This window comes from Roseibium porphyridii (assembly GCF_026191725.2).
GTDB lineage: Bacteria > Pseudomonadota > Alphaproteobacteria > Rhizobiales > Stappiaceae > Roseibium > Roseibium porphyridii.
Genome location: NZ_CP120863.1, coordinates 4,547,883 through 4,569,529, shown reverse-complemented (window position 1 = coordinate 4,569,529; position 21,647 = coordinate 4,547,883). Strand labels below are relative to the sequence as shown.

Here is a 21,647-nt window from a genome sequence, read left to right as displayed (position 1 = left end):
CTCGAGATCAGGCCATGACGCTCATCACATACGTCACGCGAGTTCATTTCGCCGACGGCGTTTTGGAAGAAGCGCTTTGGTCCGAAATTGAAGTCAATCGCAAAAAGCGTCCCCTGATCATCACGGACGAACCGCATCTGAACAGCGAGCTTTTTGAGCGCTTGCTGGCCGGTTTGCCAGTGCGCACTTCCCTTGAAGTTTTTAGCGATATTCCCGACATTCCGAACGAAACAGCGGCCAAGGAAATTGCGACGGTGTTCCGCCAGACTGAGCGCGACCTGTTGATCGCATTTGGCCGCAATACGGCGATTGACCTGGCCAAGATTGCAAGAATTTCAATCGCCCATGCCGAGCCTCTGGAAACCTTTTCCTATGCCAGCGGCGGATCGAGGCGGATCGGCACAAACCTGCCTGATCTTTATGCGGTGCCGAGCATTCAAGGGTTTGGTGCAGCCGTGAGCGCACATGCACCGGTTATACTGACAAGCGGCGAACGAACCCGCCTGATGTGCAAGAAACTGGTGCCGACCATGACGATCTGCGATCCGACGCTGACCTTGGGTGCAGGTCGGATTGAGAGTGCCAGTGCCGGGGCTGATGCCATGGGCCGGTGCATTGAGGCTTATCTCTCTCCCGGGTTCAACCCGCCCGCTGACGGCATAGCTCTCGACGGCCTCGGCCGTGTTGTCAGCAACCTTCATAAGGTTCTGGACGAGGACACTGTTCAGGCCCGCAGAGAATTGATGGCTGCCAGTCTGAATGGCGCGTTGGCACTTCAAAAAGGCCTCGGGACGATCCATGCGATTGGATGCGCCCTGGAAACGGTGGCCGGCAGACGACTGGATCCCGGTGCTCTCAGCAGGTTGCTTCTGCCGGCGGTTCTGCAGTTCAACGCAGATGCCGCACAGGAAAAATACATCACGCTGAGGCAGGTTCTCAAATCGGGAGAAGATAGGTCGCCTGCACGCTGCGTTGCTGATTTTCTTTATACGCTGCCACTGCCGGAAAGCCTTGCCGAGATGGGCATCAACGAGGAAGAAATCAGGATTGCGGCCGATCTTGCCGCATCGGACCTGGCAGCGGTTCAAAGCCCGAGAGCGCTCAGCAGCCCGAGCCTGTTTTCGATCATGAAGTCGGCTCTATCGAATGAAATTCAGGTGAATTGATGAAGCCTCTCTTGATTGACGGCGCTTGGGTCACGACAGCGCATGCGGAGGAAAACCGCAATCCGTCAAATACGAATGACGTGATCGATCTTTATGCCCATGCGGGCAGGGCCGAGACGCAGGCCGCGATAGAGGCGGCAGCCCGCGCCGTTCCGGCCTGGGCGTCCACCACCCCGCAATTCAGGTTCGACATCCTGAACCGTGTGGCAGACCAAGTGATCGGACGGAAAACTGAAATCGGGACGCTTCTGTCGCGTGAGGAAGGCAAGACACTGCGCGAAGGGATTGCGGAAACCGAACGGGCTGCCAATATCTTTCGTTTTTTCGCCGGCGAATGCCTTCGGCAAGCCGGCGAACTTCTTCCGTCCGTCCGCCCCGGTGTGTCGGTTGAAGTCACGCGTGAGCCACTTGGTGTTATCGGGATCATCACGCCCTGGAATTTCCCGATGGCGATACCATCCTGGAAGATTGCCCCGGCTCTTTGTTATGGCAACACCGTGGTTTTCAAGCCAGCTGAACTTGTCCCAGGATGTGCATGGGTGCTGGCTGACATCCTTCAAAGTGCTGGAGTTCCAAAGGGTGTTTTCAACCTGGTCACCGGGCAGGGATCAGTTGTTGGAAATACGATCCTCGAAGCTGAAAATGTTGAAGCCGTCACCTTTACCGGTTCTCAGGGCGTGGGCTCTCACGTCGCGCAGGCTTGCATCAGGCATATGCGCAAGCTGCAGTTGGAAATGGGGGGGAAAAACCCCCTTGTCGTGCTTGACGATGCCGATCTGGATCTGGCGGTCGACTGTGCTGTCGATGGAGCCTTCTATTCAACGGGTCAAAGATGCACGGCCTCTTCCCGGCTCATCGTGACGGAGGGCATCTATGGAAGGTTCATCGAAAAGCTGACCGAAAGATGCCGGGCACTAAAAGTTGGCGATGCATTGGACGCTGAAACCGATATCGGGCCGGTGGCCAGCGCTGCGCAACTGGAAACGGACCTCAAATACATCGAGATCGCGCGCGCTCAAGGAGGCAACCTGCGTGCTGGAGGCGATCTCGTCAAAGGTTCGAACGAGGGCTATTTTCTGCGGCCCGCGCTTTTTACCGATACCACCAATGACATGCGCATCAATCGTGAAGAGGTGTTCGGGCCGGTTGCTTCCGTTATCCGCGTTCGCGATTTTGAAGAAGCGTTGGCTACAGCCAACGATACAGAGTTCGGACTTTGCTCGGGCATAATGACAACGAGCCTCAGATATGCATCCCAATTCAGGAAAGAATCCCGTGCCGGGGTCGTGATGGTCAATCTGCCGACAGCAGGTGTGGACTACCATGTTCCCTTTGGCGGAAGGAAGTCATCGAGCTATGGCCCGAGGGAACAGGGACGTTATGCAGCTGAATTTTTCAGTACAGTAAAAACAAGTTACATCCGAGCCTGATCGCTGCATTGCAGCATTATTTGTAGTCTTTTTCCATAACTCTAAGTCTCTTTGTGAGTCATTTCGTATTGCCAATATCGATTTTTACGGAGGATACTTAAAAGAAAACGTTTACATCGATAAACGTGCAAGTCATCGGGAGGAATGATGATGAGCGAGGCGATCTCCGTTCACCACGGTGAGTTCGGTCGGGCAGCGCTTTATAAGCTGGACAAGCCGATCGTGACGCACGCACATCGAGAAGGTCATTTGATCTTCTATTTGAGCGGTGCCGAAGCAAAGGTCAGCGTATCGGGAAAGTGGGTGCCGGCCGACAAACACACAGGCGTGGCCGTCAGTCCCTGGGAACAGCACAGCTTCCATTTGAAAAATGCATCGACTGCAGAAGCATGTCTGTGCCTCGTGCTCTACATCAAACCAATCTGGTTTCTGGAAAACAGCCAGTCTGCGGAGTTCGCGCTGAACTTCGGAAGATCTCATGTCTCCATGACGCCGGATGTCATGAATTGGGTGAAGCGGCTGACGTCGCTGCTGCTGGATGGCGGCAATGATCATCTGTTTGATGGATATCTCTACCGCACAACGCTTCAGTGTTTCGAGCAATCCTGGCGCAATGCCGATCGCAGTTCGGTGCTGGAAGACAGCAAGCGGCGTTTTACCGATTATCGCGTCCGTCGTTCTCTGCGTCTCATGCAGGAAAACTACACTGAAGAAGTTGAGGTGGAGTGGCTTGCCCGTGAAGTCGGACTGTCGCGTCCGCATTTCTTCAAGCTTTTCAAGAAGCAAATGGGCATCACACCCAATCTCTATTTGAACACGCTAAGGGCGGAGCAGGCGATTTCGGATCTGATGACGACCGACAAGTCGGTCACAGAAATCAGTTACGATCTCGGCTTTTCCTCGCAGGCAAGCTTCACGCGGTTCTTCTCTTCCAATGTCGGCATTCCGCCAAGCGACTATCGCAGGGTTGCTCATGTCGAATAGCGCCTGAGCGCCAATCTGCATCGGCATCAATAATGCCGATGTTGGGCCATCCGAGAAGACTATCGGGTACGCCGAATTCCGAAACTAAGCCGTAGCCTTTCTTCAAGAGCGGAAGACTTTGTCGTCAACAGCGCTTTGGGAGGGTGTCGCATTATGCGGCAATTCGAATACAGCACCGGGACCTATCTCTTGTGCGAGGTCCGCACATGAGGGCCTTCGCATCACGGCATCCTGGATGGACGATTGTCATCCTGCTGGCGGTCGCAGTCCTGATCTGGCTGATTTTTGCGATCTGGCCGAAGGGGCTGGTCGATGTGATCGGCCGCAAGAAAGTGTTTCTCAACGCCTTGTTCAACGGCATCACGCTCGGTGGACTGTATTTTCTGGTCGCCAGCGGGTTCACGCTCATTTTCGGCCTCATGCGCAACGTCAATCTCGCGCATGGATCCCTTTACCTGCTCGGCGGATATATCGGCTACTTCGTTGCGTCTTCCACAGGGTACTGGGTGCTGGCCTTTCCTGTCGCGTTTGTGCTCGTGGCGGCCGTCGGTGTCCTCATGCAGATTTTCATCTTCCGCCGCATGGAAGGACAAGATCTCAGGCAGACACTCGTCACCATCGGAATTTCGATCGTCATGGCAGATCTCATGCTTTGGGGCGTGGGTGGAGATTTTTACAACATCACGCCACCAAGCTGGTTGAGCGGTCCGATGGAAACGCTTCTGGTGACAGGTGTGAAACGCTCTTCCGGCGATCTCATTTACCTCAAGTACCCCGTTGTGCGTGTGGTCATCTTCCTGGCCTCCGTCGTCATTGGAATTGCCATGTGGCTGATCTTGAACCGGACGCAGATCGGAATGATGATCCGTGCCGGCGTCGATGACCGGGACATGCTGTCGGCAACAGGTGCACGCATTCAACTTGTCTTTGTCGGTGTCTTCGCCTTTGGCGCTGGTCTTGCGGGCATCGCAGGTGTTGTCGGCGGCACGTTTCAATCCGTGGCACCGGGCGAAGACATTCGCTTTCTGCTGGCCTCGCTTGTGGTCGTGATTGTCGGCGGTATGGGGTCGATCACCGGTGCCGCGCTCGGCGCATTGCTGATCGGTCTGGCCGAGCAGTTCGGCTCTGTCTATTTCCCGACTTATGCGGTTGTTCTGACATTTCTGATCATGGTGCTGGTGCTTGCTTTCCGCCCGCAGGGCCTCATGGGGAGGTCTTGATCGATGGCGCTGGCGGAAACCAATTCCACATCCAGAACACATAATGCACAGGACAGGGTCTGGTTTGAGCGGATTCCGGCAAGCTATTGGGTTGTCGGCATCGTCCTCTTGATCATGCCTGCTTTTGCAAGCGACTTCGCACTTTATCAGGTCTTCGGCTGGACCTTCATCCTTGGCATGATTTCGCTCAGCCTGATGTTCCTGGGTGGTTATGGCGGCATGGTTAGTCTGGTTCAGATGTCCATTGCCGGCCTTGCCGGATACATGGTGGCTATTTTCGGTGACAGTGCGATCACCGATATCAGTATGGGTTGGCCCTGGTATGTCGCGATCCCGTTGGCGCTGATCGTGGCCATGCTTTTCGGCACGATTGTTGGCTCTCTCGCAGTGCGGACCGAGGGCATCTATACCATCATGATTACGCTCGCAGTGGCTGCGGCGTTCTTCTATTTCACGCGCCAGAATTACGTCGTGTTCAACGGGTTTTCCGGCTTCAACGGCGTTTTGCCGCCCGATCTCTTCGGTGTCGACTGGCGACAAAGCAAACCGTTCTACTACTTGACCTTGTTCTGGGCAGCCGTTGCCTATTTTTCGGTGCTTTATATCTCCCGGGCTCCATTCGGGCTCGCACTCCAAGGGGTGCGCGACAATCCCCGACGGATGGCGGCGTTGGGGTACAGCGTCAACGCACACCGGATTGCAGCCTACGCATTTGCTGCACTGATCGCTGGGACGGGAGGCATTCTACTCACCTGGCAGTCCGCGCAGATTTCGCCGGGTACCGCGGGCATCGGACCGGCAATCGATATTCTCGTGATTGCTGTCATAGGCGGTATGAGCCGGCCGATCGGCCCCTTTATCGGAGCGTTCATCTATGTCCTTCTGAAGACATTTGCCATTGATGTCCTGCTGTCAGTTGGTTTGAGCGGAGAACGTTTTCAGCTGCTCATCGGTCTCGGTTTCCTGGCAATTGTCTTCTTTTCGCCGGACGGTCTTCTCGGGCTCTGGGATCGTTGGCAGGACTACCGCAAGCGCGACCCGCTCCTTGATCGAGGGGAGGACATGCGTTGACCCTGCTTGATCGTGCCAGTTCCTCAGTTTCCGATCGCTTGAGCGCAACCGGGACAGCCAATGCGCTGGAACTTCGCAACGTCAGCAAGATGTTTGGCGCGCTGGCAGCGCTCTCAGATATCGACATGACGGTCAAGCCCGGTGAGAGGCGTGCGGTGCTTGGGTCCAACGGTGCCGGCAAGACAACGCTGTTCAATTGCATCACGGGCGACTTCGCCCCGACCACGGGATCTATCCGGTTTTTCGGCGAGGAAGTCGCAGCGTTTCCGGCTCAGGAACGCATTCGGCGTGGTTTGCGCAGAACCTATCAGATATCCCTGCTGTTCACCGGCTTGAGCGTTCTGGACAACGTCTATCTGGCGTGCTGCGGTGTCTCGCGCGGTCGGTTTTCTTTCGTCCGGCCTGGACGGGATGACGCGTTGATGGCCAGCGCGGAAAACCTTGTTCAGGTGGTGCACCTGGATGAGTTGCGCGACACCAAGGTGGCAGACCTTTCCTATGGTCAGCAGCGGCAGCTGGAAATTGCCATGGCGCTGTCCGGCGCACCGCGTTTCATTCTGTTTGATGAACCTGCCGCGGGATTGTCACCCACTGAACGGCGCGAACTGATCGAGATACTCACCGGTCTTCCCAGCCACATGGGGTTCATCATCATCGAGCACGACATGGATGTCGCCCTGCGCGTCGCGGAGTCCGTCACGATGATGCACAACGGACGGATCTTCAAGGAAGGCAAACCGGCTGAAATTGAAGACGACGAAGAGGTGCAGGCTCTCTATCTCGGCGGCGAGGAGGGGCTTGGACATGGCTGACCGCTCCGCACCCGCGCTCGAAATCAGAGACCTGAATGTCTACTACGGTCACTCACATGCCCTACAGGGTGTCGACCTGACACTTGACCACGGTGTGTTGTCCGTCGTTGGACGAAACGGCATGGGCAAGACCACAACCTGCAAGGCGATCATGGGGCTTGTGCCGGTAGCTGCTGGCACAATCAGCCTGGCAGGCCGAAATCTTGCGGGATTGGGCCCGGCGGAAATTGCCCGCCTGGGTGTTGGATATGTTCCGCAAGGTCGCCGTTTGTGGCGTTCGCTGACTGTTGACGAACACCTGAAACTGGTGGCTCGCAGAGGAGGCGACTGGACCCCAGAACGCGTTTACTCCGTCTTTCCGAGGTTGGCCGAACGTCGATCAAACGGAGGCGCGCAGCTTTCCGGCGGTGAGCAGCAAATGCTGGCAATCGGGCGGGCACTGCTTCTCAACCCCAAACTCCTCGTGATGGACGAGCCGACCGAAGGTCTGGCGCCTGTTATCGTCAATCAGGTTGCCGAGATGCTTGTGCGGCTCGGGCAGGAAGGCGACATCGACGTTCTGGTGATTGAACAGAACATCGGAGTCGCCTGTGCAGTTGCCGATCAGGTGGCCATTATGGTCAACGGCAAGATCAACCGGATCATGCCGTCAGCTCAACTGGCCGCAGATCGGGACCTTCAGCAGGCGCTTCTTGGTGTTGGCCGTCACGCTCACGACGAGACCCCGGCGCCTGCAAGGGTCTCGGATTCAGCGACAGGAACCCCCAGCGTTCCTTCGGTAGCCAGGATTTATGTTTCCAACCCGAAGATCCCCACACGCTGGTCGAATCCGGTTCCGGTCAGGGTGATTGAAAGTTCGGCGCGAACAAGCACCGCCGCCGCGGTTCCCTCTGCATCTGTGACGCCCCTGTCTGCGCAAAGAGCGAGGGCTGGGGCAACTGTCTATGTGGCAGGAACGCTGGATACCAAGGGTGAAGAGCTTCGCTACATGCGCGATGTCTTGAAAGCAGAAAGCCTGTCCGTTCAGTTGATCGATCTTTCAACGAGCGGCAAGCCTTCGGGCGCGGAAGTACCTCCCCATGCGGTCGCAGCATTTCACCCGCGCGGGGCGAGCGGTGTTTTCACCGGAGATCGTGGTTCTGCAGTCGCTGCGATGACACTTGCATTTGAGCGCTGGATGGAAGCCCAGTCAGGCGTTGCGGGGATCATCTCCGCCGGCGGATCCGGAGGAACGGCTTTGGTCACCCCGGCCATGCGCACGCTGCCGGTTGGCGTTCCCAAGATCATGATTTCAACGGTCGCAAGCGGAAATGTCGAGCAATATGTCGGCCCGTCGGACATCATGATGCTGCATTCGGTTGCCGATGTTCAGGGGCTGAACTCAATCACGCGCGAAGTGCTTGGCAATGGTGCCGGTGCGCTCGCAGGAGCTGTCAGGGCACGCTCGAAACGCAAACCTGTTCTGGATGCCAAGCCTGCTGTCGGCCTGACCATGTTCGGCGTTACGACACCTTGCGTGCAACAGGTCACCGCGGCCTTGGAAAATGACTTCGACTGCCTGGTCTTTCATGCCACAGGCGTGGGCGGCCGCTCCATGGAAAAACTCATGGACAGCGGCATGCTGGCTGCCATTGTCGATCTTACGACAACGGAAATCTGTGACATGGTCGCTGGCGGTGTCTTTGCCGCCAACGAAGACCGTTTCGGCGCTTCGATCCGCGCCGGGCTGCCATACATCGGCTCGTGCGGCGCACTGGACATGGTGAATTTCAATGCGCCAGACACAGTGCCGGAAAGATATCGCGGACGCATTTTCTATGAGCACAATCCGCAAATCACCTTGATGCGAACAACGGTTGAGGAAAACGTCGAGATGGGACGCTGGATTGGCCAGCGCCTCAACGAGATGACAGCGCCTGTGCGGTTTTTCCTGCCTGAAGGCGGTGTGTCCCTGCTTGATGCACCAGGCATGGCCTTCCATGACCCAGCCGCTGACGAAGCACTGTTCAAATCCCTTGAAGACACTGTGCGCCAGACGAGCGAGCGCAGGTTGATCAGGGTACCTCACAACATCAACGACCCCGAATTCGCCGATCTGATCGTCACGGCGTTCCGGGGCTTTCATTCCAGCCGGCGCAGCCGAGCAGCAGGAGACTGAGCATGTTTGATCGCAGGGAACTTGTTTCCAGGTACCGCGGCATGATCGCCAGGGGCGAGCCAATCATCGGCGGTGGCGCGGGCACCGGATTGTCAGCCAAGGGCGAGGAAGCGGGCGGCATTGACCTGATCGTTATCTACAATTCCGGCCGGTACAGGATGGCGGGGCGGGGCAGTCTTGCCGGGCTTATGCCTTATGGCGACGCCAATTCAGTGGTGATGGAAATGGCGGGTGAGGTCCTGCCGGTTGTGCGTAACACACCGGTCCTTGCAGGCGTCTGCGCTTCGGATCCTTTCAGGCTCATGGACCGGTTTCTGGACGAAGTGAAAATGGCAGGTTTCTCTGGCGTTCAGAACTTCCCGACGGTTGGCCTTATCGACGGAAACTTCCGGGCAAATCTGGAAGAAACCGGCATGTCCTATCAGCTTGAAGTGGACATGATCCGGATGGCTCATGAAAAGGACCTTCTGACGACGCCTTATGTCTTTTCAACCAAGGACGCGGCCGCAATGGCTGCTGCGGGAGCCGATATCATCGTCTGTCACCTTGGGCTGACGACTGGCGGCAGCATCGGTGCTGAAACATCCCTGAAACTGACGGACTGTCCGCAGATCGTCGATGAATGGTCCGAAGCAGCTCTTGAGGTCAATCCGGATGCCATTGTTCTTGTCCATGGCGGCCCGGTCGCCATGCCGGACGACGCGGAATTCGTTCTGAAGAATACGCGCAACTGTCACGGGTTTTACGGTGCGTCTTCTATGGAACGCCTGCCGACCGAAATCGCTCTTGTCGAACAAACCAAAAAATTCAAGGAAATCCGCGGCTCTTGAGCTGTGGAGGGAGGATCGAAAATGGCTGGTCAGCTCATCGGACAACTGGTGCTGTGGCTCATTCTCGCGGTCATTGTGGTCTTCATCCTCTACTGGGTGATGCATTGGCTCTATCGGCGTTCGACCAAGGAAGTTGCCTTCGTTCGGACCGGTTTCAGGGGAGAAAAGGTCGTGATCGACGGGGGCGCATTCGTCTGGCCGATCATTCACGACATCACACCGGTCAACATGAATTCGCTTCAGATGGCGCTGACCCGTGAAAAGGAAGACGCCCTGATCACCAAAGACCGTCTGAGGGTCGATGTCGATGCGGAGTTCTATGTGCGTGTCGGTCAGACCAAGACGGCCGTCAGCCTGGCTGCGTCCACATTGGGTCGCCGGACGCTGGAGCCTGAACGCATCCACTCGCTGCTTTCGGGCAAATTCATATCCGCATTGCGCACCGTTGCGTCCGAGATGACCATGGAGGAACTGCATGAGAACCGGCACGTCTATGTCGACAGAGTTCTTGAGGCGGCCCAGGTCGGCCTCGACAAGAACGGCCTGGAGCTGGAAAGCGTTGCTATCACAGACATCGACCAGACCGGCATCGAGTACTTCAACCCATCGAACAGGTTCGACGCTGAAGGCCTGACGACAGTCATCAGGGATATCGAGGACAGAAGAAAACTGCGCAACGACATCGAGCAGGATTCGATGATCCGAATTCGCACCCGAAACCTGGAAGCGGAAAAGCAAGTTCTCGACATCGAACGCGAAAGCGAGAAAGCGCGTCTGGAACAGGAGCGGGAGATTGAGTTCAAGCGTGCGCAGCAGCACACCGATCTGGTGCGCGAGCGGTCCGAGCGTGAAAAAGAAGCCGAGCAGGCTTCACTGTTGAGCCGCGAGGCCATCGAAACGGCACGGATCGAAAACGAAAGGCTCATTTCCGAGGCGCGCATCGCATCGGAACGCGAAGTCAGGCAGAAGGAGATCGAGCGTCAGCGTGTGATCGACGAAGCCGAAATAGTAACCCGCGAGGCCGTCGAAAAAGCAAGGATCGGCCAGGAAAAGAACCTGACCGAAGAGCGGATTCGTACGCAGCAGACAACGGAAGCAGCCGACATTGCGGCAAAGGAAGCCGTTGAAAAGGCGCGTATTGCCCAGGAACGCACCCTGACCGAAGCCCGGATCGCCAAGGACCGTGAAACCGAAGCGTTGGAAATCGAGCGCCGCAAAACAATTGAGGAAACCGATATTGCCGCGCGTGAGCTCGTGGAAAAGGCAAAGATTGCTCAGGAAGAAGCGGTAACGGAAGCGCGCATCGCCTTTGAGCGTGTCACGCGTGAAAAGGAAATCGAACGAAATCTGGCAATTGAGCAGGCGGAAATCGCGTCGCGCGAAGCCGCGGAAAAACTGCGCGTTGCTCAAGAGCAGACTGTCAACGCTTCTAGGATTGAGGCGGATCGCGAAACACGTCGCCTTGAAATCGAGCGGCAAAAGGCCCTCGAAGAAGCCGAGATCGCAAGTCAAAAGGCAACCGAGGCCGCTCGTATCGCACGGGAGAAGTCTCTTTCAGCGGAGCGTATCGCATCTGAACAGGCCACACGAGCACTCCAGATCGAACAGCAGCGTGAAATCGAAATTGCGCAGATTGCTGCTCGCGAAGAAACCAACAAGACGCGGATTGCCCAGGAAGAGCGGATCAGAAATCTCGAAATCGCCTCCAACAAGGCGATAGACGAGGCTGAGATCACGGCCCGTGAAGCCGTCGAGAAGGCACGGATTGCACAGGACAAGCAGCTCTCCTTTGAGCGGATCGCGGCGCAAGAGGCAACGGACGGCCGCGACGTGGAACGTCAGGCAGCGCTGGATGCCGCCAATATTGCCGCCAAGGAGGCGACAGAAGCCAAGCGCATAGCACAGGAAAAAGTCATCGCCGCTGAACGGATCGGGTTCGAGCAGGAAACACGTGCACTTGAAATCGCCCGCAACAAGGCCGTTGAAGAGGCGGAGATTGCAGCACGTGAAGCTGTAGACGCCACACGCATCGCTCAGGAAGCCAAGATCGCCTTGCAGCGTATCGAAAGCGAGGAAGCCACCAGAGAACGGGATGTCGCCAGAGCGAAGGCCGTCGAAGCGGCAGAGATTGCGAAGGCCGAAGCGACCGAGGCAGCACGTATTGCCAAGGAGAAAAAGGTTGCCGCGGAACGCATTGCCTACGAACAGGATCTGAGAGAACGCGAAATCGCGCGCAACCGTGCCGTCGATGTTGCCAATATTTCTGCGCAGGAACTGGTCGAAGCGGCTCGCATTGCGCAGGAAAACAAGGTGCGCACGGCGGAAATCTCCAAAGATGCCGAAGTCAGAAAACGGGAGATCGAACGCACCGAGGCAATCGAGACTGCGGAAGTTGCCTCACGCAGATCCGTCGAACAGCTTCGGATTGCCAAGGAACAGGAAACGACGGCGGAGAAGATCGCCCGCGACGAGAAGATCCGGGCTCTGGAGATCGCCCGCAACCAGGCAATCGACGAAGCCCAGGTTGCCGCAGATCAGGCGATCGAGGCCGCAAGGGTGGCCAAGGAGAAATCCGTCGACGCCGAGCGTATTCTTGCCGAGCAGGAACTCGACGCGAAGAAGCTGGAACGCAAGAAAGTGCTCGAGCAGCTTGAGATCTCGCGCGTTCAGGCATTGCGCGAAGCCGAAATCTCCAGCCAGGAAGAAATCGAGCGGGCTCAGATCGCATCCGAGCGTGGTCTCGATGATGCCAGGATCGGTCATCAGACAGAGCGCAGACGCCTCGAGATCGCGCGTGAGAAGGCCGTCGAAAGTGCCCAGATGGACAAGGCCATCGAGCTCTACAAGAAATCGCTTGATGAAAGCGCAGCCGCTGTAGAGGCCGAGGCCGCCAAGGCTCGGGCAACCGAAGCTGCAGAAAAGGTCAAGACTGCGCAGGAAACCGAAGTCGCGACACGTCGCAAGTCGGTCGATGTGGTTCTTGCGGAAAAGGAAGCAGAAGAAAAGCGTATTGCTGCCGATGCAGAACGGGTTCGCAAGGCTGTGGAGGCCGAGGCCCAAAAACTCATCAACGAGGCCGAAAACGTTCTCACCGATGCAGCGCGACACTCGCTCTTCAAGCGCAAGATGTTGGAGCATGTGGAAGGAATTGTCTCAGCATCCGTGAAGCCGCTTGAGAAAATCAATGACATCAAGATCATGCAGCTGGGCGGGAGCGGAACATCCGGCCTTGGATGGGCGGATGGAAATGGAGCAGGAACCGTCGCCGGCGGTGGTGGTGGCGGAGGTGGAAGTCCCACAGACGAGGTCATCAACTCGGCACTCCGGTATCGGGTGCAAGCGCCGATGGTGGACAGTCTGCTCAGCGACATCGGGATCGATGGGTCCAATCTCGCCAAATCGGATGTGATGAGAACCGCCAACGACATGACCCGAGCCGCCAATGAAATGAAGCGGCTGAAGGCTGATGACAAACCCAAGGGCCAGGGCACCTCCAAGGAGGGCAAATAAATGGCACGGGTTTACACCTCATCCGTGATTGATGCCCCGGCGGCCAAGGTCTGGGAACGTATCCGGGACTTCAACGGATTGCCGAAATGGCATCCGCGGATACGCGAAAGCCGCATTGAAGAAGCGCTGCCGGCCGACAAGATCGGTTGCATCAGGAACTTCAATCTTCAGAACGGCGACAACATTCGCGAACAGCTGCTCGGTCTCTCCGACTACGACCTTTTCTACAGCTATTCGATGCTCGAAGGCCCCATGCCGTTGAGCGACTACATCGCGACCTTGCGCCTGACGCCGGTCACGGAGGGGGACCGGACATTCATTGAATGGTCGGCGGAGTTTTCCTGCGAACCGGACGTGGAAGACGAGTTGGTCACCGGTATCGGCACCAACGTCTTTCAAGGCGGTTTCGAAGCCTTGAAGAGACATTTTGGAGCCTGAGTTGCCGATTTGATCGTCGAATTGGGAGGAAAGACGATGAGTTTCCAGAAAACGTTTTGCGCACTTGGATTGATCTTCGGAACGTCCAGCGCATTGGCACAAGACCTGCCGCCACTCGAAATTCAGCCCAACGCGGAACGTGTGACCTTTGAACATATCGATGCGCTGAACGCCTGCGACTGGAACCGGTTGATGGCGCAATATCCCGAAGAGGTTCTGTTCATTCTTCCAAATGGTGTCTGGATTGAAGGACGGCGCAACATCGGAGACGTTTTTGCCGGGTTTTGCAAATCTCGAGAAGAAGGTGGCTTTAAGGGCGCGACCTTCATCGCGGAAAAGGTCAAAACCGTTGGCGACACAGTGAATGTCTCCTGGCGCGTCGAGGCAGACTATCTGGCTGAGCCCTACAAGGGGGCGGATGCATATGTCACGCGCGATGGGCTGATGTACGTGCAGGTCACGACTTTTGATCCAGCCGACATGAAATTCAAGTGAAAACAGAAAGTTAGCCTCGTGGTCAATGTTGTTCGCAGCACAATAGTGAAGGCACCGATCGAAGCCGTGTGGGACATCCTGCGCGACTTCAACGGCCACGACCGCTGGCATCCGGCAGTGGCGTCCAGCCAGATCGAGCGCGGCGGGAGCTCCGACAGGGTTGGGGCTGTCCGTCGTTTCAAGTTGAAGGACGGTTCAGAACTCAGGGAGCAGCTTCTGACGCTCTCTGATCTGGAACAGACCTTCTCTTACTGCCTTCTGGATACGCCCATCCCGCTTTTCAACTATGTCGCCCATGTCCGTCTGTCACCGGTCACGGACGACGACACCACGCTTTGGGAGTGGCAAAGCCGGTTCGATACCCCGGCGGGTCGCGACAAGGAGCTGGCAGCTCTCGTCGGCGATGAAATCTATGTGGCCGGCTTCAAAGCCGTATCGGACTTTATGGGACTGGAGGCGTAACAAATGGTGACGATTACAACAGTCGAAACGCTCCAGGAAGCAGCAGCAAACGGGGGCCAGGGAACTGCGTTCCTTGGCGGTGGTACCTTGCTCATGCGCGGTGTGAACTACGGCGATCAGGACGTTTCGCACATCGTGCGGCTGCGGCAGCCCCAAAGCCTTGCAGGCGTGTCGCTGGAGGGGGAACGTGTCCGGCTCGGGGCATGCGCGACCATGGCGACAATACTAAGATCCACCGATGTCGCTTTTTTGCACGCTGTGGCCCGTGCCGTTGGCGGGCCGGCGATCCGGAACATGGCGACAGTCGGCGGCAATGTCTATGCCCCGCATCCTTATGGAGATCTTGCGGTTGCGTTGCTGGCATTGGACGCAAAACTGCGCATGTCGGATGGCAGCGAAATGGAGATGGAGCGTCTGCTCGCAACGCGCGACACGGAAACACGTCTGATTGAATCTGTTTCAGCTGTGCGTCCTTCCGGCGATGATTTCCGGTTTTTGAAAGTCACCCGTGTCAAACCGCGAGGGGCGTCAGTGCTCAGCATCGCTGCCTGGTTGCCGAGACGTGCAGGCCGCATTTCCGGCGCACGCATCGCATTTGGCGCGATGGCTCCTACGCCGGTTCGAGCGCCGACTGTGGAGGCCGCGCTCGAGGGCGCCAGTCTCGATCAAAATGGCATAGATCGCGCCCTTCAAAGCGTTGCCAACGACCTGAACCCGCCAGACGACAGTTTGGCCTCCGGTTGGTACCGCAAGGAGGTCGCGCCCGTGCATCTCAAACGTCTTCTTCTCGGGCAGGGAACACGCTGATGTCCAAGACACCCGTACAGTTTTCACTCAATGGCTCCCCGTCAGCGGTTTTTGTCGATGACGCGCAGAACCTTCTTGATGTTCTAAGACGCGGTGTTGGCGACTTGTCGCCGAAATACGGCTGCGGCCAGGGCACCTGTGGGTCTTGCACCGTGCTGATCGATGGTGAGCCGCATTTGAGCTGTCTGACGCTGGCCGAAACCGTTGAAGGCCGCGCGGTGGAAACCACAAATGGCCTGGCGACCGGCCCTCAGCTCCATGCGCTCCAGGAAGCCTTCATGGAAAATTTCGCGGCACAGTGCGGCTATTGCACGCCTGGAATGCTGATGGCTGCCAAGGCCTTGCTTGACCGGACCCCAAGGCCGAGCCGCGAAGAAGTTATCGAAGCCATTTCGGGCAACATCTGCAGATGTACCGGTTATGAACCCATAATCGATGCAATCATGGCCGCGAGCGGTCAACCGACACGGAGGACCGGTTGATGTCTTCCGTGGAGTTTCGCAAAGACCTTTTCAACGATGAACGTGACGACAATCTGCAGGAGATCGGCAAGCCGACACGCAGACAGGATATCCTGGGTCACGTAACGGGCCGCTCGCCTTACTATGACGACCACCTTTTTGATGGCCTCTTGCACATGCGGTGTGTGCGGTCTCCCCACCATCATGCCCGGATCAGGTCTATCGATACCGGCACGGCGGAACGCATGCCCGGCGTTATCAGGGTGGTTCTCGCCCGCGATGTTCCGAACAATCTCAACACCTTGCTGTCGTTGATCAATTTTGGCAAAGACGAAGAGAAACTCATACAGGATACCAAGGTTGCCTATATCGGTGAACCTGTCGCGGCCATCATTGCCGAAACCGACCGTCAGGCCCGTGACGCCTGCGCTGCGGTCAAGGTGGACTATGAGGTTATTCCGCATGTTCTGGATCCGGAAGAGGCGCTTTCACCCGACGCTCCGGTTGTGAACGAGATCTATCCGAACAACACGTTCGACTACCACGACCTCTACGATCATCAGAAGCTCAGGTTCGGAGACGTTGAAAAGGGCTTTGCGGAGGCGGATCATATCGTCGAGGGCGAATATCAGATGTCGCCGATCGAACAGGCTCCGATCGAGACCTGCGGTGCAATTGCAGCGCCCGAAACCAATGACAGATACGTCTGTTATACCTCCACGCAAGCGCTGTTCTTCTCACTCGTGACCACTGCAAAGCTCCTGAATATGGCCTCGTCGCGGCTTCACTTCATCGGCGGTACAGTGGGTGGTGGTTTTGGCGGCAAGGTCGACAGCATTGTGGAACCACTGTCTGTCCTTGGTGCTGTATTGACCGGACGGCCTGTGAAGTTCATGTGGGACCGCACCGAGGAAATGCAGGTCGGAGCCCCGCGCGGCGCGGAGCGCTGGCGGATCAAGGATGGCGTTGCAAGAGATGGCCGCATTTTGGCCCGGGCCTTCACCGGTTTCTTCGATGCCGGCGCTTACACCCGGCTGTCTTCCTACGCGATCATCAAGTGCTCGGCGCATTTGCCCGGGCCGTACACCATCCCCAATGTGGCCTCGAACGTCTTTTGTGTCTTCACCAACCGCACGCCCGCGACCGCAATGCGCGGCTTTGGCATCACGGGTGTCGATTTCGCGATCGAGTGTCACATGGACAAGGTCGCGGAAACGGTCGGCTTGAACCCGATCGAATTGCGGATCCTCAATGCCTATCGTGATGGCGATATGAAGCCGCATCGTAGACTGGCAAAAAACACGGCTCTGATCGAGTGCTGTCAGGTCGCGGCGCAAAAATCCGGATGGAGCATTGGGGCAGATGCCACACGGCAGTCTTCTCTCTTGGGCGGTGGGGGCTCAAGGGCGGAGATCCCGGAAACAGTTACCGACAGTGCAGGACGAATAGGAGAGCGGAGGCGCGCACCAGTCCCGACGGCCCCTGGAGAAGGCGCTGCCAGCAAGGGGCATGTTCGTGCCGGGACACAAGGTATTCCAATCGTTGCTGCTGCACCTCAGGACGAAGACATGGTCATCGATCCGGCTCGCACAGGTTACCGGGGACCGGCTTCCACACCGACAAGCATACCTGATGCTGCCATGACGCAGGATCGTCCTCCTCAGCCTGCGGCAGCTCCACCGCCGGCAAGCCGGCCTGGCCCCGTGGCACCTCCAGGCAGCCCGCAATATCAGCAAGCGACGCCACCCCCTCCTGAAGCGCAGGCAGCTGCTGAGCCTCCTGCTGCGCAACCCCCGGCAGCGCCGCAACCACCGGCACCACAGCCCTACAAACCGGAGAAACCATTTTCACGCGGTGTCAATCGGCCTGGCGTTTCCAGGTTCTTGTCCGGTTCAAGGAGACGCTGATCATGACTGTTCACAAGGGACGTGGCTTTGCCTGCATCAATTACCCGATTGGCATGAACCTGGGTGGCGATCCGAGCCAGGCACTGGTCCATTCGACACCGGACGGAAAGTTCATGGTGTCCTTGTCCTCGATCGACCTCGGACAGGGCATGAAGTCGGTTACGCGACAGATCGCGGCAGAAACGCTCGGGGTTCCGGTGTCGGACGTCTATGTCGACACCGCCGACAGCGACACGGGTCCGCACTGCATGGGCTCCTTCGCATCCCGGGGTACGCACCGGGTCGGAAATGCCGTGATCCGGGCGGCAACGGAAGCTCGAAAGGCGTTGCTGGAAGCTGCCGCTGAAGAGCTGGAAGTCAACGCTTCGGACCTGGGCACCGACGGTCAGGGAAACATTCACGTCAAAGGGGCTCCCAGTCGAACCATCACGGTAGCCGATACCGCAATTGCGGCGCAATTCAAGCAAGGGCGGACCTTGTCGGGCAGGGGAATTTTTCTGATCCCGCCCTCAGATGTTGACCCCGATACAGGTGAAATGACGCCGGTGTCGTGTTTTGCCCATGCCGCATTGGTTGTTGATCTGGAAGTGGATGACGAAACCGGCGAGGTAACCGTCAGGGAAATAAACTCGGCCTATGAAGTTGGCCGCGCGCTCAATCCGAGACTTGTCGAACAGCAACTGATCGGTGGGGCGTGGATGGGTGTTTCCCACGCGCTCTATGAAACGACGGAACCCTACTATCCTGATCGCCGCCACGCTCCCGGAGACTTCAATGCCTATTTGATGCCCGGCCCGGGTGAAGTGGTCGATCACAACATTGCTGTCCTGGAACGACCCGCAGAAGACGCTCCTTTTGGCGGCAAGGGCCCCGGTGAAATGTGTGCCAATCCGGTCCTGCCGGCCATTGCCAATGCCGTCTATAACGCTGTTGGCGTTCGTTGCGACACGTTGCCGATCACGCCGGAAAAGGTTCTGCGTGGATTGATCGCCAACGGTGGTGCCCGGCCGCAGGGAGTGCGCTGATCCATGCCCGTGAAGCCGTCCATCGTCGGAATTGACGGTCCAGACCGCCTGAGAGACGCGTTGAATGCCGCCCAGTATATTGCGGGCGACGACCTGTCGACGGCGGCTTACCTGGCTTTAGCCCTTGGCAAACCCTTGCTGCTGGAAGGAGCGCCTGGTGTCGGCAAGACGGAAGCCGCCAAGGCCATTGCCTCGGTGCTGGGCCGCCGCGTCGTGCGTCTGCAGTGTTTTGAAGGCATTGACGCAGCATCTGCTCTTTACGAATGGAATTACACACGCCAGATGCTCGCCATTCGCCAGGCGGGTGATGATTATATCAACATCTATGACGATCAGTTCCTGTTGCAGCGACCCATGCTGGAAGCGCTTCGCTCCCCGGATGATTGTGTTCTTCTGATCGACGAGATCGATCGGTCTGACCAGGAATTCGAAGCTTTTCTTCTGGAATTCCTGTCCGACTTTGCCATCTCCATTCCGGAAACAGGTACGGTGAGGGCACAGCGCCCTCCCGTGGTGGTTCTGACATCCAATCGGACGCGGGATCTGCATGAAGCGCTTCGGCGGCGCTGTGTTTATCACTGGATCGACTATCCGGATATTCATCTGGAGTCGCGGATCGTGATGGCACGGGCCAGCTCAGTCGCCGAAGCAACTGCTGCCGCCGTTTCAGCGGCAGTGGCCAAACTCAGGACAGAGCCGCTTGCCAAACCGCCCGGCGTTGCTGAAACCGTGGAATGGGCCGAGGCCGCAACTCTGCTTCATGATCAGGGGGCGACATGGCCGGAGGCGTTCCGGCGTGCGATCGGCGTCGCGCTCAAGGACCATGACGACCTGGCTTTCCTGGAAGAGCGTTTGGACAGCTTCATGCCGCAGGAGGCCGCATGACGCTTCCCACCGCGACCAGGCCCTTTGTCGAGTTTCCAGCGATCCTTCGGGCGCACGGATTTCCTGTCGCACCGGATCAGACGATGGGTTTCGTTGAAGCCGTGGGTCTGCTGGGGCCGCGAGACATGCGCGATATCAGAAATGCGGCAATTGCCATGCTGTCCGTGCCCAGAGAGCGCCATGTTGAGTTCGATGCTTTGTTCCGGGCCTATTTCCTCGGTCAGGGTCTTGCCACCTCAATTGAAGATGAGGACGAGGAGGACGATCTCGAAGCCTTTGAGCCGACCGGAGCTCAGGTAGATGTTGAAGAGGGTGCCGAGGAAGACGAAGCCGGCGACCTTGCGACCTCCGCAGAGCTCCTGAGCCGCCGGCAATTCGTACCGGCAGACGCGGGCGATGCGCTGAGACATCTCGCGCGGCGTGCGGAAAGGGATCTGCCACGGCGCGTATCCTATGGGCGGAGTTTTTCGCAGCGTGGCGACCGCATCGATATGCGCAAGGCATTGAGACAGGCGTTGCGCCGGGATGGCGAGGTCCTCGATCTGCCGGTGACCCGCAGGAAAACACGACAGCGCCGTATTCTGCTTCTGGTGGATGTCTCCGGTTCTATGACGGACCAGAGCGAAGCGACAATGCGGTTTGCGCACGCGCTGACCCAGGCCGCTGATCGCGTGGAAACATTCACATTCGGGACCCGGCTGACGCGCATCTCGCAGTCCCTGCGTATCAGAAATGCCGATCAGGCTCTTCAAACGGTCGGCGCCAGCGTTGCAGATTTCGATGGCGGTACGCGCATAGGAGACGCGCTTCAGGCGTTTCTTTCAGTTCCACGATTTGCCGGTCAGGCAAGAGGTGCTGCCGTGTTGATCCTGTCAGATGGTCTGGAACGTGGAGACCCTGCAACGCTTGTTGAAGCGGTCCGAAAGCTGTCGCGCCTGTGTTGGCGCCTGGATTGGCTGACACCCCTTGCCGCTGACCCGCAATACGAACCGCGAACCGAAGCATTGTCGGACTGTCTGCCTTATCTCGACAGCCTCGTACCGGGCGACAGGATCGAGGTGCTCTGTTCACATGTTCTCAGCCTATCGAGGTCTTCATGATCGATGCCCATCATCATATCTGGTTGCAGAAGGATCTTCCGTGGCTACTGGGGCCGGAACAACCACGCATTTTCGGCCCATATGAAGCAATCAAACGCGACTATCTTGTCGATGAGTTTCAGACCGACCTGAGCGGAACCGGGATAACCAAGTCGGTATACGTGCAGGCCAATTGGGCGCCCAACTGGTTTGAAGATGAAGTTGCCTGGGTGCAATCGGTTGCCGATGCTTCGGGCTGGCCTCATGGCATCGTGGGTTATGCCGATTTCACGGTCGAGGATGTCCGGCCGCAACTGGACAGGCTGAAGCGCTACCCGCTTATGCGCGGATTGCGACAGCAGCTTCACTGGCACGAAAACTCGCTCTATCGGTTTGCTGCCAGACCGGACCTGCCTGCCGACCCGATGGTTCAAAAGAACATTGCATACTTGGCCGACTATGGCTGGAGCTTCGATTTGCAGGTGTTTCCTTCGCAAATGGATGATGCTGCGAACCTGGCGCAAAACTGTCCGGATGTTCAATTCGTGCTGATGCATGCGGGCATGCTGGAAGACACCAGCCAGCACGGCATCAAGCTGTGGCGCAAAGGCATGAGGCGCTTGGCAGAGTGCGAAAACGTTGCGACCAAACTGTCGGCATTCGGCACCTTCATTCACAAGAATGATCCGGAGTTCATCGCCTTCATGATCAAGCAAAGCGTCAGCCTCTTCGGCGCTGAAAGATGCATGTTCGGATCGAATTTTCCGATCGAAAAACTCTGGACGACATACGGCGATCTCTTTGCCGCCTTTCAGGACGGGGCAAAGGGACTGACCAAGGCAAAAAGGCAGTCAATTTTCAACGATACGGCCGAACGGATTTACCGGCTTTAGCCGGTGTCTGCCGA

The 21,647-nt window shown here is 57.5% G+C and carries 18 protein-coding genes and 1 pseudogene; all 19 read left to right on the top strand.

What is annotated here, in order from left to right:
* Nucleotides 1-14: 14 nt before the first annotated feature.
* On the top strand, nucleotides 15-1,166 hold the full coding sequence (locus tag K1718_RS21055; protein ID WP_265680949.1) for an iron-containing alcohol dehydrogenase: 1,152 nt from the start codon (nucleotides 15-17) through the stop codon (nucleotides 1,164-1,166).
* Nucleotides 1,166-2,596, top strand: a complete 1,431-nt coding sequence (locus K1718_RS21050; protein WP_265680950.1) for an aldehyde dehydrogenase family protein — start codon at nucleotides 1,166-1,168, stop codon at nucleotides 2,594-2,596. The genes K1718_RS21055 and K1718_RS21050 overlap by 1 nt, the downstream gene beginning before the upstream one ends.
* A 150-nt stretch (nucleotides 2,597-2,746) precedes the next feature.
* A complete protein-coding gene (locus K1718_RS21045) occupies nucleotides 2,747-3,580 on the top strand; it encodes a helix-turn-helix domain-containing protein (protein WP_265680951.1) in 834 nt (277 codons plus the stop codon).
* Nucleotides 3,581-3,786: 206 nt separating this feature from the next.
* A complete protein-coding gene (locus tag K1718_RS21040; protein ID WP_265680952.1) occupies nucleotides 3,787-4,800 on the top strand; it encodes a branched-chain amino acid ABC transporter permease in 1,014 nt (337 codons plus the stop codon).
* A 3-nt stretch (nucleotides 4,801-4,803) separates the two neighbouring features.
* Nucleotides 4,804-5,871 (top strand): branched-chain amino acid ABC transporter permease, encoded by a 1,068-nt coding sequence (locus tag K1718_RS21035; RefSeq protein ID WP_152502814.1) that lies wholly within the window; start codon nucleotides 4,804-4,806, stop codon nucleotides 5,869-5,871.
* On the top strand, nucleotides 5,868-6,683 hold the full coding sequence (locus K1718_RS21030; RefSeq protein WP_371419545.1) for an ABC transporter ATP-binding protein: 816 nt from the start codon (nucleotides 5,868-5,870) through the stop codon (nucleotides 6,681-6,683). The genes K1718_RS21035 and K1718_RS21030 overlap by 4 nt, the downstream gene beginning before the upstream one ends.
* Complete coding sequence (locus K1718_RS21025; RefSeq protein ID WP_418068045.1) at nucleotides 6,670-8,841, top strand: ABC transporter permease; 2,172 nt, start codon at nucleotides 6,670-6,672, stop codon at nucleotides 8,839-8,841. Before K1718_RS21030 ends, K1718_RS21025 begins: the two co-directional genes overlap by 14 nt.
* A 2-nt stretch (nucleotides 8,842-8,843) precedes the next feature.
* Nucleotides 8,844-9,671, top strand: a complete 828-nt coding sequence (locus tag K1718_RS21020; protein WP_371419544.1) for a phosphoenolpyruvate hydrolase family protein — start codon at nucleotides 8,844-8,846, stop codon at nucleotides 9,669-9,671.
* A 21-nt stretch (nucleotides 9,672-9,692) separates the two neighbouring features.
* Nucleotides 9,693-13,181: a flotillin family protein gene (locus K1718_RS21015; protein ID WP_265680954.1), complete on the top strand. Its 3,489-nt coding sequence runs from the start codon at nucleotides 9,693-9,695 to the stop codon at nucleotides 13,179-13,181.
* Complete coding sequence (locus tag K1718_RS21010) at nucleotides 13,182-13,619, top strand: SRPBCC family protein (protein WP_152502810.1); 438 nt, start codon at nucleotides 13,182-13,184, stop codon at nucleotides 13,617-13,619. It abuts the gene before it with no gap.
* Between the two features lie 36 nt (nucleotides 13,620-13,655).
* On the top strand, nucleotides 13,656-14,114 hold the full coding sequence (locus tag K1718_RS21005; protein WP_265680955.1) for a nuclear transport factor 2 family protein: 459 nt from the start codon (nucleotides 13,656-13,658) through the stop codon (nucleotides 14,112-14,114).
* 18 nt (nucleotides 14,115-14,132) lie between these two features.
* Nucleotides 14,133-14,576, top strand: a complete 444-nt coding sequence (locus K1718_RS21000) for an SRPBCC family protein (protein ID WP_152502808.1) — start codon at nucleotides 14,133-14,135, stop codon at nucleotides 14,574-14,576.
* Nucleotides 14,577-14,579: 3 nt separating this feature from the next.
* Nucleotides 14,580-15,383: an FAD binding domain-containing protein gene (locus tag K1718_RS20995; RefSeq protein ID WP_265680956.1), complete on the top strand. Its 804-nt coding sequence runs from the start codon at nucleotides 14,580-14,582 to the stop codon at nucleotides 15,381-15,383.
* Nucleotides 15,383-15,865, top strand: a complete 483-nt coding sequence (locus tag K1718_RS20990; RefSeq protein WP_152502806.1) for a (2Fe-2S)-binding protein — start codon at nucleotides 15,383-15,385, stop codon at nucleotides 15,863-15,865. The genes K1718_RS20995 and K1718_RS20990 overlap by 1 nt, the downstream gene beginning before the upstream one ends.
* A pseudogene (locus tag K1718_RS20985) lies at nucleotides 15,865-17,556 on the top strand (xanthine dehydrogenase family protein molybdopterin-binding subunit); the annotation flags it as partial. The gene K1718_RS20990 and the pseudogene K1718_RS20985, both read left to right, overlap by 1 nt.
* Nucleotides 17,557-17,753: 197 nt before the next feature.
* A complete protein-coding gene (locus K1718_RS20980; protein ID WP_265680957.1) occupies nucleotides 17,754-18,776 on the top strand; it encodes a xanthine dehydrogenase family protein molybdopterin-binding subunit in 1,023 nt (340 codons plus the stop codon).
* A gap of 3 nt (nucleotides 18,777-18,779) precedes the next feature.
* On the top strand, nucleotides 18,780-19,661 hold the full coding sequence (locus K1718_RS20975) for an AAA family ATPase (protein ID WP_265680958.1): 882 nt from the start codon (nucleotides 18,780-18,782) through the stop codon (nucleotides 19,659-19,661).
* The gene (locus K1718_RS20970) at nucleotides 19,658-20,761 is read left to right on the top strand and encodes a vWA domain-containing protein (RefSeq protein ID WP_265680959.1); all 1,104 of its coding nucleotides are present in this window, start codon (nucleotides 19,658-19,660) and stop codon (nucleotides 20,759-20,761) included. The genes K1718_RS20975 and K1718_RS20970 overlap by 4 nt, the downstream gene beginning before the upstream one ends.
* Nucleotides 20,758-21,633, top strand: a complete 876-nt coding sequence (locus tag K1718_RS20965; RefSeq protein ID WP_265680960.1) for an amidohydrolase family protein — start codon at nucleotides 20,758-20,760, stop codon at nucleotides 21,631-21,633. The genes K1718_RS20970 and K1718_RS20965 overlap by 4 nt, the downstream gene beginning before the upstream one ends.
* Nucleotides 21,634-21,647: the final 14 nt, after the last annotated feature.

Excerpts from the sequence above, each read along its gene's own strand:
- K1718_RS20980 (WP_265680957.1), top strand. The coding sequence starts at position 17,754 with ATGACTGTTCACAAGGGACGTGGCTTTGCCTGCATCAATTACCCGATT.
- K1718_RS20990 (WP_152502806.1), top strand. The coding sequence starts at position 15,383 with ATGTCCAAGACACCCGTACAGTTTTCACTCAATGGCTCCCCGTCAGCG.
- K1718_RS21010 (WP_152502810.1), top strand. The coding sequence starts at position 13,182 with ATGGCACGGGTTTACACCTCATCCGTGATTGATGCCCCGGCGGCCAAG.
- K1718_RS21045 (WP_265680951.1), top strand. The coding sequence starts at position 2,747 with ATGAGCGAGGCGATCTCCGTTCACCACGGTGAGTTCGGTCGGGCAGCG.
- K1718_RS20975 (WP_265680958.1), top strand. The coding sequence starts at position 18,780 with ATGCCCGTGAAGCCGTCCATCGTCGGAATTGACGGTCCAGACCGCCTG.
- K1718_RS21055 (WP_265680949.1), top strand. The coding sequence starts at position 15 with ATGACGCTCATCACATACGTCACGCGAGTTCATTTCGCCGACGGCGTT.
- K1718_RS21005 (WP_265680955.1), top strand. The coding sequence starts at position 13,656 with ATGAGTTTCCAGAAAACGTTTTGCGCACTTGGATTGATCTTCGGAACG.
- K1718_RS21050 (WP_265680950.1), top strand. The coding sequence starts at position 1,166 with ATGAAGCCTCTCTTGATTGACGGCGCTTGGGTCACGACAGCGCATGCG.
- K1718_RS20970 (WP_265680959.1), top strand. The coding sequence starts at position 19,658 with ATGACGCTTCCCACCGCGACCAGGCCCTTTGTCGAGTTTCCAGCGATC.
- K1718_RS21035 (WP_152502814.1), top strand. The coding sequence starts at position 4,804 with ATGGCGCTGGCGGAAACCAATTCCACATCCAGAACACATAATGCACAG.
- K1718_RS20965 (WP_265680960.1), top strand. The coding sequence starts at position 20,758 with ATGATCGATGCCCATCATCATATCTGGTTGCAGAAGGATCTTCCGTGG.
- K1718_RS20995 (WP_265680956.1), top strand. The coding sequence starts at position 14,580 with ATGGTGACGATTACAACAGTCGAAACGCTCCAGGAAGCAGCAGCAAAC.
- K1718_RS21040 (WP_265680952.1), top strand. The coding sequence starts at position 3,787 with ATGAGGGCCTTCGCATCACGGCATCCTGGATGGACGATTGTCATCCTG.
- K1718_RS21015 (WP_265680954.1), top strand. The coding sequence starts at position 9,693 with ATGGCTGGTCAGCTCATCGGACAACTGGTGCTGTGGCTCATTCTCGCG.
- K1718_RS21020 (WP_371419544.1), top strand. The coding sequence starts at position 8,844 with ATGTTTGATCGCAGGGAACTTGTTTCCAGGTACCGCGGCATGATCGCC.